At 35.6% G+C, this 15,924-nt stretch carries 17 protein-coding genes and 1 pseudogene; 15 read left to right on the top strand and 3 right to left on the bottom strand.

What is annotated here, in order from left to right:
• A complete protein-coding gene (locus tag CHB58_RS00900; RefSeq protein ID WP_089322212.1) occupies window positions 1-1,185 on the bottom strand; it encodes a sensor histidine kinase in 1,185 nt (394 codons plus the stop codon).
• A gap of 91 nt (window positions 1,186-1,276) precedes the next feature.
• On the opposite strand from CHB58_RS00900, the gene gap reads away from it, so the two are divergent.
• Window positions 1,277-2,284, top strand: coding sequence for a type I glyceraldehyde-3-phosphate dehydrogenase (gene gap, locus CHB58_RS00895; protein WP_089322211.1), 1,008 nt, complete (start codon window positions 1,277-1,279; stop codon window positions 2,282-2,284).
• Here the strand turns inward: gap and CHB58_RS00890 are convergent.
• Both CHB58_RS00890 and nadC read right to left on the bottom strand, forming a co-directional pair.
• On the bottom strand, window positions 2,281-2,859 hold the full coding sequence (locus CHB58_RS00890; RefSeq protein ID WP_089322210.1) for a CvpA family protein: 579 nt from the start codon (window positions 2,857-2,859) through the stop codon (window positions 2,281-2,283). The genes gap and CHB58_RS00890 overlap by 4 nt on opposite strands.
• Window positions 2,856-3,704: a carboxylating nicotinate-nucleotide diphosphorylase gene (gene nadC / locus CHB58_RS00885; RefSeq protein ID WP_089322209.1), complete on the bottom strand. Its 849-nt coding sequence runs from the start codon at window positions 3,702-3,704 to the stop codon at window positions 2,856-2,858. Before nadC ends, CHB58_RS00890 begins: the two co-directional genes overlap by 4 nt.
• Window positions 3,705-3,730: 26 nt before the next feature.
• On the opposite strand from nadC, the gene CHB58_RS00880 reads away from it, so the two are divergent.
• The 14 genes and pseudogenes from CHB58_RS00880 (at window position 3,731) to CHB58_RS09210 (ending at window position 15,918) form a co-directional block, all read left to right on the top strand.
• A complete protein-coding gene (locus tag CHB58_RS00880; RefSeq protein ID WP_089322208.1) occupies window positions 3,731-4,273 on the top strand; it encodes a CDP-alcohol phosphatidyltransferase family protein in 543 nt (180 codons plus the stop codon).
• Window positions 4,266-5,327, top strand: a complete 1,062-nt coding sequence (locus tag CHB58_RS00875; RefSeq protein ID WP_089322207.1) for an AI-2E family transporter — start codon at window positions 4,266-4,268, stop codon at window positions 5,325-5,327. The genes CHB58_RS00880 and CHB58_RS00875 overlap by 8 nt, the downstream gene beginning before the upstream one ends.
• Entirely contained in the window at window positions 5,324-5,899 is a 576-nt protein-coding gene (gene coaE, locus CHB58_RS00870; protein WP_089322206.1) for a dephospho-CoA kinase, read from the top strand. Before CHB58_RS00875 ends, coaE begins: the two co-directional genes overlap by 4 nt.
• Window positions 5,900-6,158: 259 nt before the next feature.
• The gene (locus CHB58_RS00865) at window positions 6,159-8,246 is read left to right on the top strand and encodes an STT3 domain-containing protein (RefSeq protein WP_089322205.1); all 2,088 of its coding nucleotides are present in this window, start codon (window positions 6,159-6,161) and stop codon (window positions 8,244-8,246) included.
• On the top strand, window positions 8,243-9,124 hold the full coding sequence (gene rfbA / locus CHB58_RS00860; protein ID WP_089322204.1) for a glucose-1-phosphate thymidylyltransferase RfbA: 882 nt from the start codon (window positions 8,243-8,245) through the stop codon (window positions 9,122-9,124). The genes CHB58_RS00865 and rfbA overlap by 4 nt, the downstream gene beginning before the upstream one ends.
• Before the next feature lie 2 nt (window positions 9,125-9,126).
• Window positions 9,127-9,687: a dTDP-4-dehydrorhamnose 3,5-epimerase gene (rfbC, locus tag CHB58_RS00855; protein ID WP_089322203.1), complete on the top strand. Its 561-nt coding sequence runs from the start codon at window positions 9,127-9,129 to the stop codon at window positions 9,685-9,687.
• A 35-nt stretch (window positions 9,688-9,722) separates the two neighbouring features.
• The gene (gene rfbB, locus CHB58_RS00850; protein WP_089322202.1) at window positions 9,723-10,712 is read left to right on the top strand and encodes a dTDP-glucose 4,6-dehydratase; all 990 of its coding nucleotides are present in this window, start codon (window positions 9,723-9,725) and stop codon (window positions 10,710-10,712) included.
• A 574-nt stretch (window positions 10,713-11,286) separates the two neighbouring features.
• The gene (gene mntA, locus CHB58_RS00845; RefSeq protein ID WP_089322201.1) at window positions 11,287-11,595 is read left to right on the top strand and encodes a type VII toxin-antitoxin system MntA family adenylyltransferase antitoxin; all 309 of its coding nucleotides are present in this window, start codon (window positions 11,287-11,289) and stop codon (window positions 11,593-11,595) included.
• Window positions 11,574-11,984 (top strand): HI0074 family nucleotidyltransferase substrate-binding subunit, encoded by a 411-nt coding sequence (locus tag CHB58_RS00840; RefSeq protein WP_089322200.1) that lies wholly within the window; start codon window positions 11,574-11,576, stop codon window positions 11,982-11,984. Before mntA (CHB58_RS00845) ends, CHB58_RS00840 begins: the two co-directional genes overlap by 22 nt.
• Before the next feature lie 284 nt (window positions 11,985-12,268).
• Window positions 12,269-12,592: a type VII toxin-antitoxin system MntA family adenylyltransferase antitoxin gene (gene mntA, locus CHB58_RS00835; protein ID WP_089322199.1), complete on the top strand. Its 324-nt coding sequence runs from the start codon at window positions 12,269-12,271 to the stop codon at window positions 12,590-12,592.
• Window positions 12,579-12,962 (top strand): nucleotidyltransferase substrate binding protein, encoded by a 384-nt coding sequence (locus tag CHB58_RS00830; RefSeq protein WP_089322198.1) that lies wholly within the window; start codon window positions 12,579-12,581, stop codon window positions 12,960-12,962. Before mntA (CHB58_RS00835) ends, CHB58_RS00830 begins: the two co-directional genes overlap by 14 nt.
• A gap of 453 nt (window positions 12,963-13,415) precedes the next feature.
• Complete coding sequence (locus CHB58_RS00825; RefSeq protein WP_089322197.1) at window positions 13,416-13,721, top strand: nucleotidyltransferase domain-containing protein; 306 nt, start codon at window positions 13,416-13,418, stop codon at window positions 13,719-13,721.
• Window positions 13,718-14,173 (top strand): hypothetical protein, encoded by a 456-nt coding sequence (locus CHB58_RS00820; protein ID WP_089322196.1) that lies wholly within the window; start codon window positions 13,718-13,720, stop codon window positions 14,171-14,173. The genes CHB58_RS00825 and CHB58_RS00820 overlap by 4 nt, the downstream gene beginning before the upstream one ends.
• Before the next feature lie 573 nt (window positions 14,174-14,746).
• Window positions 14,747-15,918 (top strand): annotated as a pseudogene (locus CHB58_RS09210) (nucleotide sugar dehydrogenase).
• Window positions 15,919-15,924: the final 6 nt, after the last annotated feature.

Here is a 15,924-nt window from a genome sequence, read left to right as displayed (position 1 = left end):
TTAAGTGTATGGAAGGTAAACTTTGAAACAGGTTCCTTTTCCAACTTCACTTTCAACATCAACTTTTCCGTTTAGTTTTTCAACAGCAAGCTTCACTATTGAAAGACCAAGTCCTGTCCCGCCAAGTTTTCTTGACCGAGATTTATCAACTCTATAAAATCTCTCAAAGATAAACGGAAGATGGGACTTAGGAATTCCGGGACCTGTATCGCACACCGAAATCACCTGTTCCTTTGGAAGGGTTGAATATTTTATCTCAACCTTACCACCTTCATGGTTATACTTAATAGCATTATCTATAAGATTTTTAAAAATAAAGTAGAAAAGCCTCTCATCACCTTTCACCTCAAGTTTTTCAGGAACGTCAAGGACGACAGTTACATTTTTACGTTTCGCTATAACAGAAGTCTCTTCAACTATTCTGGATAAAAGGTTGGAAAGATTTATGCTTTTGTTCTCAAAAAGGATTCCCTTACTCGTTTCAAGCATAGTAAGAGTTATAAGATCCTGAATTAACTGTTCCATATACTTTATTCTATCCTGAGCTTTCTTTATAAACTCTTTTGCAGTTTCATTTTCATCACATTCATCCTCAAGAGTTTCCATTAAAACCTTCAAAGTCGCAACAGGTGTCTTGAGTTCGTGGGAAACGTTGGCTATAAAGTCTTTCTTTAAATTCTCATACTTTTTAATCTGTGTTAAATCCCTTAAAAGCAAAACCTTTTCATTAATATCGGAAGCAAAAACGAGTTGAACATAACGGTTTTTTATCTTCTTACTTTCCCAGACATTGTAATCTTTATGGAAGTTCTCATTTATAAACGATATCACATCAAGATCACTTATCGCCTGATAAAAATATTTGCCTTTATAGCTCTCTTTATCTATATCAAGAAGTTCTCTCGCAAACCTGTTGGTATAGATAACCTTTCCTGCAGGAGTCATAATAACCAGTCCTTCATTTAGAAGGTTCAAGGCCTGAGAAAGAAGATGAATGTTGTCTTTATACTGCCTTTCCTTCAACTCTTTATCAATAACCCTTAAAATCTCACTCCAGGAAAGGTCGGTATGAAGGGATAAAAGATTTTTCAAGGAAGTTTTCACCCTCTCTGCTTCTCTTACTTTATAGTACAGATAACCTGAAACTCCAAGAAGAAAAATAGAAATAACCGAAGATATAACCATACTACTTCTGCTCCCTAAATCAATTGTAAACCTTGAAAATAAAGTTTATCATTTAACTGTTAGAAATAAACCTTTTTCGGAGGAAAAGATTATGGGTGTAAGGGTAGCAATAAATGGATACGGAAGAATCGGAAGATGCTTTCACAGAGCAATTCTTGGAGACAAGGATATAGAAATAGTTGCAATTAACGACCTTACAGATGCCAAAACACTCGGACATCTTTTAAAGTATGACTCGGTTCACGGAAAGTTTCCAGGAACTGTTGAAGTTAACGGGGATAAACTGATAATAAACGGAAAAGAGATAACCGTTTATGCCGAAAAAGACCCTGCAAATCTTCCATGGAAAGAGCTAAACATAGACATTGTTCTTGAAGCCACAGGAAGATTTAGAGATAGAGAAGGTGCAGGAAAACACATTGAGGCCGGAGCAAAAAGGGTTGTGATTTCCGCTCCAGCAAAAGAGCCCGACGCCACATTTGTTTTTGGAGTTAACCATAAAAATTACGACCCGGAAAAGCATTTCATAGTATCCAACGCTTCCTGTACAACAAACTGCCTTGCACCTGTTGCAAAGGTGCTTCTTGAAAAATTCGGCATAGAAAAAGGATTCCTTACAACCGTTCATTCCTACACAGCAGACCAGAGACTTCTTGATGCTCCACACAAGGACTTAAGAAGAGCAAGGGCAGCTGCAGTATCAATGGTTCCAACGACAACAGGGGCGGCAAAAGCTGTAGGACTTGTAATTCCAGAGCTTAAAGGGAAATTTAACGGTATCTCAATAAGAGTGCCGACTCCCGATGTTTCACTCATAGACTTTGTTTGCGTTGTTGGAAAAGAAGTAACGGTTGAAGAGGTTAATAAAGCTCTTAAAGAAGCAGCTGAAGGAGAATTGAAAGGAGTTTTAGGTTACACAGAAGAGGAGCTTGTTTCTGTTGATTACATAGGAAACAGACTATCATCAATAGTTGATGCAAAATCAACAGATGTTATAGGCGGAAACCTTGTAAAAATAATCTCCTGGTACGACAACGAATTTGGTTATTCTGCAAGACTTGGAGATTTAATCAAGTACATGGCTTCTGTTGGAATTTAACTTTTACGGGGAGATATTTTCTCCCCCTTAACTTTCCAGCTCTGTCTATTTTTAACCAGAAATTCTCTTGATATTTTCCAGTTTTTAATAACTTTCTCCTTTGCTTTCTCCGGCAGGTGAGATACGATCATATCAACAACGGGAACTAAAAATCCGCCAAGATAACTATTTCTTATCAAACCGCTATCTGGCATTGTAGCTCCAATAAACAGAACGAAAATAGATGAGAGCACCACTCCCCTCAATATACCAAGGATAAATCCTAAAATGTTATTAACCAGACCCAAAAAGCCCCTATTGAAAAATTCATTTAGAAGAAATCCTATATACTTAAATACAATAAAAAGAACCCCATAGATAACAAAACCGGTGAAGATAATAACAGGAGCTTCCGGATTTTTTATCAATTTTGAAGCAACAGCATGGGAAAATTTAACAGCCACAAACAGACTAACAATTACACCTATAAGGGAAAAAATCTCCTCCACAGCTCCTTTTTTAAATCCTCTTATAAAATTCCAGCCAAGAATCAGAATTATCATAGCATCAAGAACATTAAGCGGTGTAAGTGTCATTTCACCTCCATTCCTATATCAACCCATCTTGCTGCGGTTATCAACTTACTGGTTGAAATAAAATCTATGTCTTTATTTCTCAATAATTTTAATGTTTCCAGCGTTATTCCCCCTGAAATTTCTATTTTCACATCAAAAGAAGCACTCCTTAAAATTTTAACAGCTTTATCTATCTCTTTTAAATCCCAGTTATCAAGCATAACAATATTAACATATTCAATAACTTTCAAAACATCCTCAAGCTGCTGCCAGTTTTCAACTTCAACTTCCACCATAGTGGTTACAGGAATTTTCTCTTTTAAAATCTTCACCGCGTTTACTATCCCACCATAAGCTTTTATGTGATTGTCCTTAATCATCACAGCATCATAAAGCCCCATACGGTGATTAAACGCACCTCCCACTCTGGTCGCATACTTTTCAAAATATCTAAGCCCCGGTGTGGTTTTTCTTGTATCAAGCAACTTTATCTTTGTGCCTTCAAGAACCTTCACAAATTTTCTTGTATTTGTAGCTATACCGGAAAGGTGCTGAAGAAGGTTAAGCCCTGTTCTTTCCCCTGAAAATAAAACCCGCTCATCTCCCTCTATCTCACATAAGACATCACCTTTTGCTATTTCATCTCCATCTTTTTTAAACCACCTAAAAGAAATAGCTTCATCAAGTAGCTTAAAAACTCTCTCAAAAAACGGAGCGCCGGCAAGGATAAACTCTTCCTTTGCTTCTACATAAACAGTAATTATCTTTCCATTTAAACCCGATGAAGAGATATCACCTGTATAACCAAGGTCCTCTTTCAAAAAAGATAGTATATAATCATCCATCGCCAGTTTTGAAAAGTTCATAACTACCCCTTAAGGAGAAAGTGGTAATGGTTAATATACCAAATGTCATCACCATAATAAGAGCTGTTCTTGTTCCGGTATTTATAACCGCTCTCCACTATAAGAATTTTAAAATTGCACTTATTGTATTTCTTGTAGCAGCTGTAAGCGATGCTGTTGACGGATTCCTGGCAAGAAAACTCAAACAGATAACAATGGTTGGAACAATCATAGACCCTTTGGCAGACAAAGCCCTTATAGACTCAGGTTTTGTGGTTTTAAGTTTTACCCATAAAATCATTCCAGCATGGCTTACAATTTTAGTTCTTTCAAGAGATACAATAATTATAGTCGGCGGATGGCTTTTGACAGTCCTTGGAAAAATTGAAAAAATAAAACCGATACTTCTTGGGAAACTAACATCTTTTTCCCAGTTTTCCACAATATTTTTTACTCTCTTATATCTTAATTTTCACAGTTTCTATCTGGAACTTTTTCTTAAATTTCTGTATCCTTTTACAGGGGGAATGACAGCAATCTCCGGAATAAGCTACATCTTAAAAGGGTACAGGGAGATAGAAAATGGATAACAGCTCATTCATAGATAGATACTTCCCCGAAATTTTCATTTTTTCATCAGTATCTTTACTTGTAATTTCTCTATTTGTTATGAATTCTGTAATGTTTCCATTCTTTGCAGCAGCAGCAAGCGCATACATTACATATCCACTATTCCTATTTACACTAAAAGTGGTTAAAAAAACAAGAGTATCAGCACTTTTAATAGTATTTTTCCTTGTTTTAATAATTGCCGGAACAATCCTTGTAATCTTGCCGGTTCTCATAAAACAGGTGGAAAGCTTCATAGACTACCTTCCAACATTGCTAAATCGTATAGATTTTTACCTTTCAAAGTTTTTAGGAAAAAAACTTTTTGCAGGGAAATTCAATCCAGAAAGCATTAAAACAATCTTATCAACGATTTACCAAAATATAAGTATTGACAGTTCCCTATCGTTTGCAACATTTGCCCAAAAAATATTTTCAGGAGTTTTCTCTATCGCATCAATTATTATAAACCTTGTAATTATTCCAATTCTTACCTACTACTTCTTTGTTGACTGGAAAGGGATAAAAGATCTTTATCTGAAACTTGCTCCTAAAAAACACCGTAAAGAAACAGAAAATCTACTTGAAAAGGTGAATGAATCCCTTGCAGGATACATAAGAGGACAGCTTTTAATGGCGCTTTTTGTCGGACTGTTTTTCGCTGTAACCCTAACAGCAATAGGAATAAGATACAGCTTTCTTATAGCTTTCGCTGCCGGCGTAATGAACATGATTCCGTATGTTGGCTTTTACACAGGTCTTATTCCTTCTCTTCTTCTTGCAATATTTGATAATGGAGACCTTTTCCATATAGTCGGCGTTATCGTTATCTTTCTATCTGAAGCTGCCATAGAAAATGTGATATATCCAATGGTGATGAGTAGAACAACCGGTATAAAACCTTTACTTATATTTTTTGCAATATTTTTTGGAGCCACCTACGGCGGATTTTTAGGAATAGTTATAGGAGTTCCTGTTGTTGCAATGATTCTTCCTGTATTTGACAGCTTTATGAAGAAAAGGGAAACGGAATGATTCTTGGAATAACAGGAAATATCGGTGCAGGAAAAACAACATTTTCAAAATTTTTAAAATTTTACGGTTTCAAAATCATCAACGCTGATGAAATAGGCAAAAAACTCCTGCAAAAAGGAGAAGCAGGGTATGAACCTGTAGTTGAAGCTTTTGGAAAAGAAATTCTTGACAAAATTGGCGAAATAGATAAGAGGAAACTTGCCGGTATAGTGTTTTCCGATCATCACAAACTAAAGCTCCTTAACTCAATCATCCATCCTTTGATAGGAGAATCTATCCGCAACATTAAAGATAACAAACTGCCGGTTTTTATTGAAGCTGCACTTCTTGTAGAAGCAGGATGGCATAAAAATGTTGATGCAGTTATAACCGTTTTTGCCTACAAAGGACAGAGAATTTTAAGAGCGGCAAAAAGATTCGGGATAAAAGAGGTTTTAAAAAGGGAAAGATTTCAACTACCTTACAAAGAAAAACTCAAACACACAGATTTTCTGATATGCAACACTTCATCTTTACTCAAACTAAAAGAGGAAACAGAAGTTTTTATTAAAACTCTGGACAAGCTGCTTTAGAGTTTTTAATATAGCTCTAAAAGATACTGAAATTCCTTCGTGTGCAAATTGATTTTATAACGACTTTCTTTCTACTTGTCATTCTGAGGGCGTAGCCCGAAGAATCTTTTTAATACTGTGGCTGATTGTAACTTTTTTAACTTTCTCAAGTTATGACAAAGAAAAAAAACACTTGAACTGCTATAATAAATGACTGCAAAACTCATTACGGCGGTAGCATAAATATAAAATCCAACCTTTAGAATAAAGCGAGGTTATAATGAATAAGCTAACAGGCGTAAAACTTCTAAGAACAGTTTTTTTAATCCTCATTCCGATAGTAATGGGACTTTTCATAAGATTTGATGACCTCTCTATCTGGAACAAGAACAAAAACAGATTTTACTATAACGATAGACCTTTATTTACAAGCTACGACGCTTTTTACTTTGCAAGGTGGGGACTTGACTACATGGAAGGCAAGTATAAAGCCGGAGAAATGGATCCTTTAAGATTTGTTCCTGATAACTACATAAGAGAAAAACTTACAAAAGAGGAAAGGGAGAAGCTTAAAGCAGGAAGAGTAACGTATCCATCCCCCATACCCATGGAAAGTTTCCTCGGAGCGGTTTTCGCTAAATTTGGCCATACTTATATAGAAAACGTAGCACTCTGGCTAACTCCGGTTTTAGCAGTACTTTTTGTAATTCCATTAATTTTATACTTCTCAGAGATCGGAGCACCTGTTGCGGGATTTTCAGGAGCAATATTTGGCGTTACTGCATTGATGTACCTTGCAAGAACAACGATAGTAAGATTTGATACAGATTCTTTAAATTTATTTTTCCCGTTTATGGTAGCTTACCTATTTTATAAAACCATCTCTGAGAAAGAGATAAAGAAAAAGTACATTTTTGCTGCACTTTCTGGCATTTTTATGTGGATGTTCAACTGGTGGTATGCCCATCCAGACCTTGTTCTAATAATGTTTATAGTTTTTGTAGCAGGGGTTTTCATAAATTACAGAAAATTTGATAAAGAAAACCTGAAACTTATAGGCGTTGTTGCACTGTTTTCAAATCCGCTTATATTATTTCATGGATTGAAAGTTTTCTGGGGAAGATTTTCAGCATACGTAATAAACTTTACCAATCCTGCGACACAAACAGGATTTCCCAATATATTCCAGTCCATAAGTGAAGCACAAAGAGCATCCCTCAAGCTTATAGCTGCAACAACAACAGGAAATATCATTCTTTTCTGGATAGGTTTTATCCTGATATTTGTTCTTTTTGCACGAAAAGGAAAAAAACTTCTCTTTTTAATCCCAATATTCCTTCTTGGCTTAATGGTATTTAAAAGCGGTAACCGTTTCGCAATGTATCTTGCACCATTTGTGGGAGCTGGAATCGGATACCTTTTTGACATAGGAATGGAATACTACGGAAAATTACAGAACAAAGAAATGAAAACATTTAAAGAAACTGGAACCATTTTCTCTGCAGTTATCATCTCTTTAATAGTATTTATATCCCAATCTCAGGCTTTCAAATTTGTTGCAACACCCAAAATAACTCCCGCCCTTGAGAGAGACTTCATTAAACTAAAAAAGATTACACCAGAAAACGCATGGATATGGACATGGTGGGATTACGGAACAGCCATTCAGTATCTTGGAAGAAGAGCAGTTTACCACGACGGACAGTCTCAGTTCTCTCCAAAAACATACTTTGTTGCAACAACATTTTCAAACAACTCTCCTGAAAAAGCTTACAACACAATAGTCGGAATCTCCTCTGTGGGTATAACGTTTCTGGATAAGTGGATAAAAGAGGATGGATTAACCCCCGAAAAAATAAGGGAAAATTTCTTTAATGGAAAATACAACAAACCAATTACACATCCTGTTTACTGGATATTTACAGAGGATGAAATAGGGAAGTTCACATGGATAAACTACTTCGGAACGTGGGATTTTAAGCTTAAAAGGGGAATTAAAAAAAGAATTATTCCTGTGGGAGTCTGTGAAATCGCAAGCAGAAGAATAAACTGCAGCGGCGGAATTTCCGTTGATACAGAAAAGGGTATATTGAAAGCAAACAGATTAATACCTTTAAATTCTATAGCTGTAAGGACAAAAAATAAACTTAAAGAAAAGATATACAACGTTGAAAGCAACCTTCACTTTGAAACTGTTACAACATCAAACGGAAATTTCCTTGGCTTTATCATGGACGACCAGCCATATTACTCAATGTTTAACCAGATGTATATTTTGAGAAAATTTGATCCAAAATTCTTCGAACTTACCTACGACAACTTCCCGACAATGGTTGTGTATAAAGTAAAGGAGGCAAAACAGAAATGAAAGCAGTAATTCTTGCAGGCGGCAGCGGCACAAGACTTTATCCAGTTACAATCACTGTTAACAAACACTTCCTGCCCATCTACAACAAACCGATGATTTACTATCCATTATCCCTTGTTATGCTTCTTGGAATAAAGGATGTCCTTTTCATCGTTAATCCTCAGGATCTTGAAAGTTTTGAAAAGCTATTTGGTAACGGTAGCCATCTTGGAATTAATATATCTTACAAAATTCAGGAAAAGCCAAACGGCCTTGCAGAAGGTCTTATCCTTGCTGATGAGTTTATAGGTGATGATAATGTTTGTTATATGCTTGGAGATAATGTTTTCTTTGGTCATGATCTTGTAAAAATCATGAAAGATGCAAAAAACGAAATAGAGAGTAACGGTGGAGCTTATGTTTTTGGTTATTATGTAAAAGATCCTGAAAGATTCGGAATAGTTGAGTTTGATGAAAATGGAAATGTAAAATCAATTGAGGAGAAACCTGAAAATCCAAAATCAAACTATGCTGTTGTCGGAATGTACTTTTACGATAATGAAGCAGTAAAAATAGCCAAACAGGTAAAACCCTCAGATAGAGGAGAGCTTGAAATCACTTCAGTAAATGAGGAATACCTGAAGAAAGGCAGACTTAAAGTAAAGCTTCTTGGAAGAGGTTTTGCGTGGTTTGATGCAGGAACCCATGACAGTTTCCTTGAAGCCGGCGAGTTTGTAGCAACCATAGAAAAAAAGACAGGACTGATGATAGGTTGTATAGAAGAGATCGCTTTTAATAACGGCTGGATTAGCAAAGATCAGCTATTAAAAATTGCTCAGCCACTAAGAAAAACAGATTATGGAAAGTATCTAATGGAAATCGCTAAACAGGAGAGGTGAAAATGCCTTTTGAGTTCATTAAAACAGAAATTCCGGATGTAATAATAGTAAAACCAAAAGTGTTTGGCGACGAAAGGGGATTTTTTCTTGAAACATACAAAAAATCGGATTTTGAAAAAGCAGGAATAGATACAGATTTTGTCCAGGATAACCATTCAAAATCGGTAAAAAATGTCCTGAGAGGATTGCACTTTCAAAGAGCACCAAAAGAGCAGGGAAAACTTGTTAGATGTATAAAGGGGAAAATATTTGATGTTGCTGTGGATATAAGAAAAAACAGCCCAACTTTTGGTAAGTGGGTAGGTATTGAATTATCAGAAGAAAACAAGCTTATGCTGTGGATTCCAAAAGGGTTTGCTCACGGATTTCTCACTTTAAGCGAAGAAGCTGAAATAATCTACAAAGTATCAGGCTCAGAATATTCACCAGAGCACGATGCTGCAATTAGATGGGATGACCCTGAAATAAACATCAAGTGGCCTCTTGAAAACAGCACAGAACCTATCCTATCTAAAAAAGATAAAAATGCACCATTCTTAAAAAATTTAAAAGACTCCCTATAATCTAAATAATGAAATCACAAGGAGGAATACTTCCAATGAAACTATTGGTTACTGGAGGCGCTGGCTTCATAGGAAGCGAATTTGTAAGACAGGCCATAGAAAAAGGAATAGAAACAATAGTTGTTGACAAGCTTACCTATGCCGGAGATATGGAAAGATTAAACTGTGTGAAATCTCAGATAAAATTTTATAAATGTGATATAAATAACCGAGAATTTCTGGAAGATATTTTTCAAAAAGAGAAACCAGATATCGTTGTTCACTGGGCAGCAGAAAGTCATGTTGACAGGAGTATTCTTGATGCATCTCCATTTATCGAAACAAACGTTAAAGGAACACAAACCCTGCTTGATATTGCAAAAAACAGTGATATAAAACTTTTCATAAACATAGCTACAGATGAAGTTTACGGCGAACTTGGAGAAGAAGGACAGTTTTTTGAGACCACTCCGTTAAATCCAAATTCCCCCTATTCAGCAAGTAAAGCTTCTGCTGATATGCTCGGAAGAGCTTACTTCAGAACTTACGGTTTACCGGTTATAACAGTGAGACCTTCAAATAACTACGGACCGTGGCAGTATCCTGAAAAACTTATTCCTGTTGTAATTCTAAAAGCTTTAAACAATGAACCGATACCAGTGTATGGAACCGGAGAAAATGTAAGAGAATGGCTTTTTGTTTCAGACTGTGCAGACGCAGTGTTTAAAATTGTTGAGAAAGGGAAGCCGGGCGAAATATATAACGTTGGAAGCGGAGAAGAAAGAAAAAATATAGAAGTGGTTAAATCAATTCTTCAAATTTTAAACAAACCAGAATCCCTTATAACTTTTGTGAAGGACAGGCCAGGACACGATTTTAGATACTCTCTTAATACAGATAAAATAGAGTCTGAACTTGGCTGGAAAGCAAAGGTAAATTTTGAACAGGGAATAGAAAAAACTGTAAATTGGTATCTTGATAATATGCCGTGGGTAGAAAATAAACTTGAACAGCTTAAAAACTATTGGAAAAAGATTTACAAGTAAAATTTCTATTCTTAAATACTCTTCTCTATCATCCTAAAAACTACTTCCCTGTCCTTCCGAGCACACTTTTTCTGCCATCATGAACGATTTTCTCTGTCATCCTGAGCATTTTCCTGTCATTCAGAGCGCCAGCGAAAAATCCCATCCTTTCAGGACTTTCATCTACTACGCAGAAAGAAAGTCATCCTCAGAGCGAAGCCCGAAGGATCTCTTCTTTCCAATACTTGAGACTCTTCGGCTAATACATAACCTCAGAGCGACAAAAAAAACATCATCCTGAGCGATTCCCTGTCATTCTGAACATTTTCCTTGTCATCCTGAGCGAAGCGAAGGATCTCATCCTTTCAGACTCTTCGATCGCTACGTTCCCTCAGAGTGACAGAACAGGAAGTCATTCTGAGCGCCAGCGAAGAATCTCACTTCAATTATTACTCTAAAAATCAACAACAACCTGCTTGAAGCCCCACAAAAGAAGCATAAATTATGTTATGATACACTTGTTCAACTCATGACGGTAGTCTGAAAAAACAGATTGCTTTTTTTTTGAACTACATAAAACCATCAAACAGGAAAAATGAAATATCCCACAAACATAACTAACCTAAAAGATTTTTTAGAACTTTTTTTCAAAGAAAAGAACAAAAAGGTAAAAATCATTCTTTTTGGTTCAAGGGCAAGAAATTCCAATACAAAACATTCAGATATTGACATAGCTATCATAAGTAAAGAAGATATTTCAGAAGAAATAGTTATACTAAAAGAACTACTTGAAAATTCACTACTCCCTCAGAAAGTTGATATTATTAACTTTAGCAAAGCACCTGATAGTTTGAAAGAAGAAATACTAAAAGAAGGAAAAGTATGGATAGACTTAACAAAGTAATTGAAGACTTTGAAAAATCCGTTACACGCCTTGAAGAAGCAATCTCAAAAACAGAAAGTTCCATAAACACAGAGGACTACCCATTCTTCAGAGACTCTGCTATTCAACGCTTTGAATTTACTTTTGAAATAATGTGGAAAGCTATAAAACTATTTCTTGAAAAGGAAGGCATTATATGCAGAAGCCCAAGAAACTGTATCAGAGAACTTTTTTCAACAGGATTTATTTCTGAAGAAGATACAAAAAAACTCCTGTTTATGCTGGAAGATAGAAACGCAACCGTACACACCTATAAAGAAACCATCGCTGAAGAAATATTTAAAAAATTACCACTACACCTCAACCTTGCAAAAAAAGTCCTAAAAGTAATCAAAGAAAACACCTTTTAAACCTCTGTTATTCTAAGCAAAGCCCGAATAATCCCCAAAAAATCATCCTTACCCTCACCTTCCGTCATCCTGAGGGCGAAGCCCGAAGGATCTCATTCTCTGAAACTCTTCGGTCGCTACGTTCCCTCAGAGTGACAAAAAAACGTCATCCTGAACACCCAATTTCGTCATCCTGAGCGCAGCGAAGGATCTCCTAAAACCAAAGTCATTCTGAGGGCGAAGCCCGAAGAATCTCCAAAAATGTTATAATCAAACAATTAAACTAAATCTATTCGGAAACTTAAATGACCAATATCACTCCCAAAAGCAAACAAACAGAAAATAAAGTCCAGCGAATAATAAACGATATAATTACCACCCTCATTCCATACGGTCCAGAAAAAATCATTCTATTTGGCTCACGAGCAAGAGGGGATTTTAGAATAAACTCAGATATTGACATAGCAGTGGATTTAAGACTTTCTTTCAGAGAAAAGCGAAAACTGAAAGAAAAATTGGATAATATAAGTGGCCTTTACTCTGTGGACATTGTATTCTTACCCGATGTGAATAAATCATTTAAAAATAAAATTCTGAAAGAAGGGAAAGTTCTATATGAAAAAAAGTGATGTTATTCAGAAAATAAATAGATTCGAAAAAGCTTTAGGAAGATTACAGGAAGCTGTTAAAGTGGCAAAAGACGATCTTGATAGAGATGGAGTCATCCAGCGCTTTGAGTTTACAGTTGAACTTCTATGGAAAACGCTAAAAGCAATTCTTTCATATCATGGTATTGAATGCCATTCTCCAAGGCATTGCATAAAAGAAGCTTTCAAAGCAAATTTGATAAGTGATGATGAAATAATACTTGACATGTTAGAAGATAGAAATTTAAGTTCTCACATATACAACGAAGAAGAAAGCAAGAAAATCTTTAATAGAATAAAAGACGTATATGTAGATTACCTTTCTTCTTTAAACCTGAGAGAAAAGTTATAATTTATTTTTTAAGAAATCACCAAAAAGTTTCTAAAAGAAACACTATTTACAGAACTTCCTCTTCTGTCCTTCTGAGCGCCCTCCATTCCGTCATCCTGAGCGAAGCGAAGGATCTCATTCTTTAGAGACTCTTCGGTGCATAGCACCTCAGAGTGACGGGTAACAAGTCATCCAGACCACTCCCTTTTCCGCCATCCTGAGCACTCCCCCTTTTTCGTCATCCTGAGGGCGTAGCCCGAAGGATCTCCTGAAACCAAAGCCATTCTGAGCACCAGCAAAAGTCTCTCCTTCACACTAGACTCTTCGGTCACTACGTTCCCTCAGAGTGACAAGGAAACGTCATCCTGAGGACACAGTCCAAAGAATCCCTTTTCCGCATGAACAATTCCCATTCAAAGAATATATTTAATAACACAACCACTCATCAAAACTTGATTAAGGAACTAAATCATAATGTTAACAAAGGAAAGAAAAGTCAGGTTAACAGAAAAAGAAATTACGAAAATAAAAGAGGCTATTTTATCTTCAGACCCTTCCGCCGAAATTATCCTATTTGGTAGCAGAACAGACTTGAATAAAAAAGGCGGCGATATAGATATTCTTGTTATCTCTTCAAAAATCGGTTACAAAGATAGAAGAAAAATAAAAGTCAACCTTTTCAAAGAATTGGGTGATAGAAAAATAGATTTAATCATTACCCATGACCCTTCTAAAGATATTTTTACTAAACTCGCTTATAAATACGGAGTCAAACTGTGAACATTGAAGAGCGGAAAGAAATACTTTGCCAAAACTTGAAGCTTCTCAATAAGAGTATATATTGGCTGAAAAGATCTATTCAGAGAGTTAAAAATGTTAGAAACTTTGAGAATCTTTCAGAAGAACAACTTGAAATAATAGAAGCATTAATGAATAGGTATTCCAGAGCTGTTGACATACTTATTAATAGAGTATTGAGAAGCCTGGACTATCTGGAACTTGAAGAAATCAATAGAAAACTTGATGTCGTAATAAGAGCCGAAAAAAGGGGATTCGTGGAAGATTATAACATCCTTATAGAAATGAAAGACCTAAGAAATGAACTTGCTCATGAGTATCTTGAAGAACGCCTGAGAAATAGACTGGAAGAGGTAATAGAAAAAAGCGAAAAATTACTTGAAATAGCAAACAAGATAAACCGTTACGTTCAGAAATCAAACTACTGTGAGTGAATTTAACATTTTATTAAAACATCTCTCTATCATCTAATGACACAGCCCAAAAAATCCTCAAAAACGCCATCCTGACCCTCTTTTTTCGTCATCCTGAGCACTCCCCCTTTTTCGTCATCCTGAGGGCGTAGCCCGAAGAATCTCCTAAAACCAAAGCCATTCTGAGCACCAGCAAAAGTCTCTCCTTCACACTAGACTCTTCGGTCACTACATTCCCTCAGAGTGACAAGGAAACGTCATCCTGAGGGCGTAGCCCGAAGGATCTCCTGAAACCAAAGTCATTCTGAGCAAAGCGAAGAATCTCCCCTTTCCAAATAAAAACCATTTCCCTACAAAATCCAACAATAAAACCAGAGAACATTACGAAAAATAATTTACTGTTAAGAAAAATCTGTTATAATACTTTTTGAAGATTCGCAGCGGTAGCATAAGAAATTAATTGAAAAATTAGAATTAAATACTTGATTGATAAACAATTAAAAAAGATTTTAATAAGTCCTTTTCAAAACCTTAAATTAAAACTCCTTCACTAACTTTCAAAACAAGGAAAACTTTACTCCATTGGGAGGTTTAATGAAAATAGCAATAGCAGGAACGGGATATGTTGGCTTAAGTAATGCCGTACTATTAGCTCAGCACAATCAAGTAATAGCCCTTGATATAATCCCTGAAAAAGTGGAAATGATAAATAAAAGAATTTCTCCCATAGAAGATAAAGAAATCACAAACTTTTTCCAAACAAAAGAATTAAATCTTAAAGCTACTACTAACAAGGAAGAAGCCTACAAAAACGCAGAGTATGTAGTTATAGCCACTCCTACCGATTATGATCCAACAACCAACTACTTCAATACAAAAACAGTTGAAGCTGTAATAGAAGACGTGATTGAAATAAATCCCAAAGCTACCATAGTTATCCGTTCAACTATACCTATAGGATATACTGAAAGTATAAAAGAGAAATTCAACTATAAAAACATATTCTTTGTTCCCGAATTTTTAAGAGAAGGAAAAGCTTTATACGACAGCCTATACCCAAGCAGAATTATAGTTGGAGAAAAATCTACAAAAGCTGAAATTTTTGCAAATCTTCTAAAAGACGGAGCATTCAAAGAAACAATCCCAATTCTTTATACAGGCAACACAGAAGCTGAAGCGATAAAACTCTTTGCCAACACATACCTTGCCATGCGAGTAGCTTTTTTAACGAGCTTGATACATTCACCGAAAGCAAAGGACTTAATACCAAAGATATAATAGAAGGGGTTTGTCTTGACCCAAGAATAGGAAATCACTATAACAATCCAAGTTTCGGATATGGCGGATATTGCTTACCAAAAGATACAAAACAGTTAGTAGCAAATTATAAAAAAGATAATATCCCCGAAGAACTAATGTCAGCCATTGTTAAATCCAACTCTCTAAGAAAAGAGCATATTGCAAAAAAAAAAATATTAGAAAAGAAACCCAAAACAGCTGGAATTTACCGTTTAACTATGAAAGCAGGAAGTGATAATTTTAGGAGCAGTGCAATTTTTGACATAATAGAAATGGTTAAACCATTTACTAAAATTCTAATTTATGAACCTTTAGCAAAAGGAAATGAAATAGACGGTGTTGAATTCACAAAAGATCTTAGAAATTTAAAGGATAAAAGTGATATAATCATCCCCAATAGAGTGGACAAAGATCTTGAAGATATAAAAGAAAAACTATATACAAGAGATATCTATAAGAGAGATTAAACAAGG

Origin of the sequence: Desulfurobacterium atlanticum (genome assembly GCF_900188395.1) — a bacterium.
GTDB lineage: Bacteria > Aquificota > Aquificia > Desulfurobacteriales > Desulfurobacteriaceae > Desulfurobacterium_A > Desulfurobacterium_A atlanticum.
The sequence above is the reverse complement of the archived record's forward strand: the minus strand, read 5'-3'. Positions and strand labels throughout refer to the sequence as shown.

Excerpts from the sequence above, each read along its gene's own strand:
- nadC (WP_089322209.1), bottom strand. The coding sequence starts at position 3,704 with ATGAACTTTTCAAAACTGGCGATGGATGATTATATACTATCTTTTTTG.
- coaE (WP_089322206.1), top strand. The coding sequence starts at position 5,324 with ATGATTCTTGGAATAACAGGAAATATCGGTGCAGGAAAAACAACATTT.
- CHB58_RS00880 (WP_089322208.1), top strand. The coding sequence starts at position 3,731 with ATGGTTAATATACCAAATGTCATCACCATAATAAGAGCTGTTCTTGTT.
- CHB58_RS00890 (WP_089322210.1), bottom strand. The coding sequence starts at position 2,859 with ATGACACTTACACCGCTTAATGTTCTTGATGCTATGATAATTCTGATT.
- mntA (WP_089322199.1), top strand. The coding sequence starts at position 12,269 with ATGACCAATATCACTCCCAAAAGCAAACAAACAGAAAATAAAGTCCAG.
- rfbB (WP_089322202.1), top strand. The coding sequence starts at position 9,723 with ATGAAACTATTGGTTACTGGAGGCGCTGGCTTCATAGGAAGCGAATTT.
- CHB58_RS00825 (WP_089322197.1), top strand. The coding sequence starts at position 13,416 with ATGTTAACAAAGGAAAGAAAAGTCAGGTTAACAGAAAAAGAAATTACG.
- mntA (WP_089322201.1), top strand. The coding sequence starts at position 11,287 with ATGAAATATCCCACAAACATAACTAACCTAAAAGATTTTTTAGAACTT.
- gap (WP_089322211.1), top strand. The coding sequence starts at position 1,277 with ATGGGTGTAAGGGTAGCAATAAATGGATACGGAAGAATCGGAAGATGC.
- CHB58_RS00840 (WP_089322200.1), top strand. The coding sequence starts at position 11,574 with ATGGATAGACTTAACAAAGTAATTGAAGACTTTGAAAAATCCGTTACA.
- rfbC (WP_089322203.1), top strand. The coding sequence starts at position 9,127 with ATGCCTTTTGAGTTCATTAAAACAGAAATTCCGGATGTAATAATAGTA.
- CHB58_RS00900 (WP_089322212.1), bottom strand. The coding sequence starts at position 1,185 with ATGGTTATATCTTCGGTTATTTCTATTTTTCTTCTTGGAGTTTCAGGT.
- rfbA (WP_089322204.1), top strand. The coding sequence starts at position 8,243 with ATGAAAGCAGTAATTCTTGCAGGCGGCAGCGGCACAAGACTTTATCCA.
- CHB58_RS00875 (WP_089322207.1), top strand. The coding sequence starts at position 4,266 with ATGGATAACAGCTCATTCATAGATAGATACTTCCCCGAAATTTTCATT.
- CHB58_RS00830 (WP_089322198.1), top strand. The coding sequence starts at position 12,579 with ATGAAAAAAAGTGATGTTATTCAGAAAATAAATAGATTCGAAAAAGCT.
- CHB58_RS00865 (WP_089322205.1), top strand. The coding sequence starts at position 6,159 with ATGAATAAGCTAACAGGCGTAAAACTTCTAAGAACAGTTTTTTTAATC.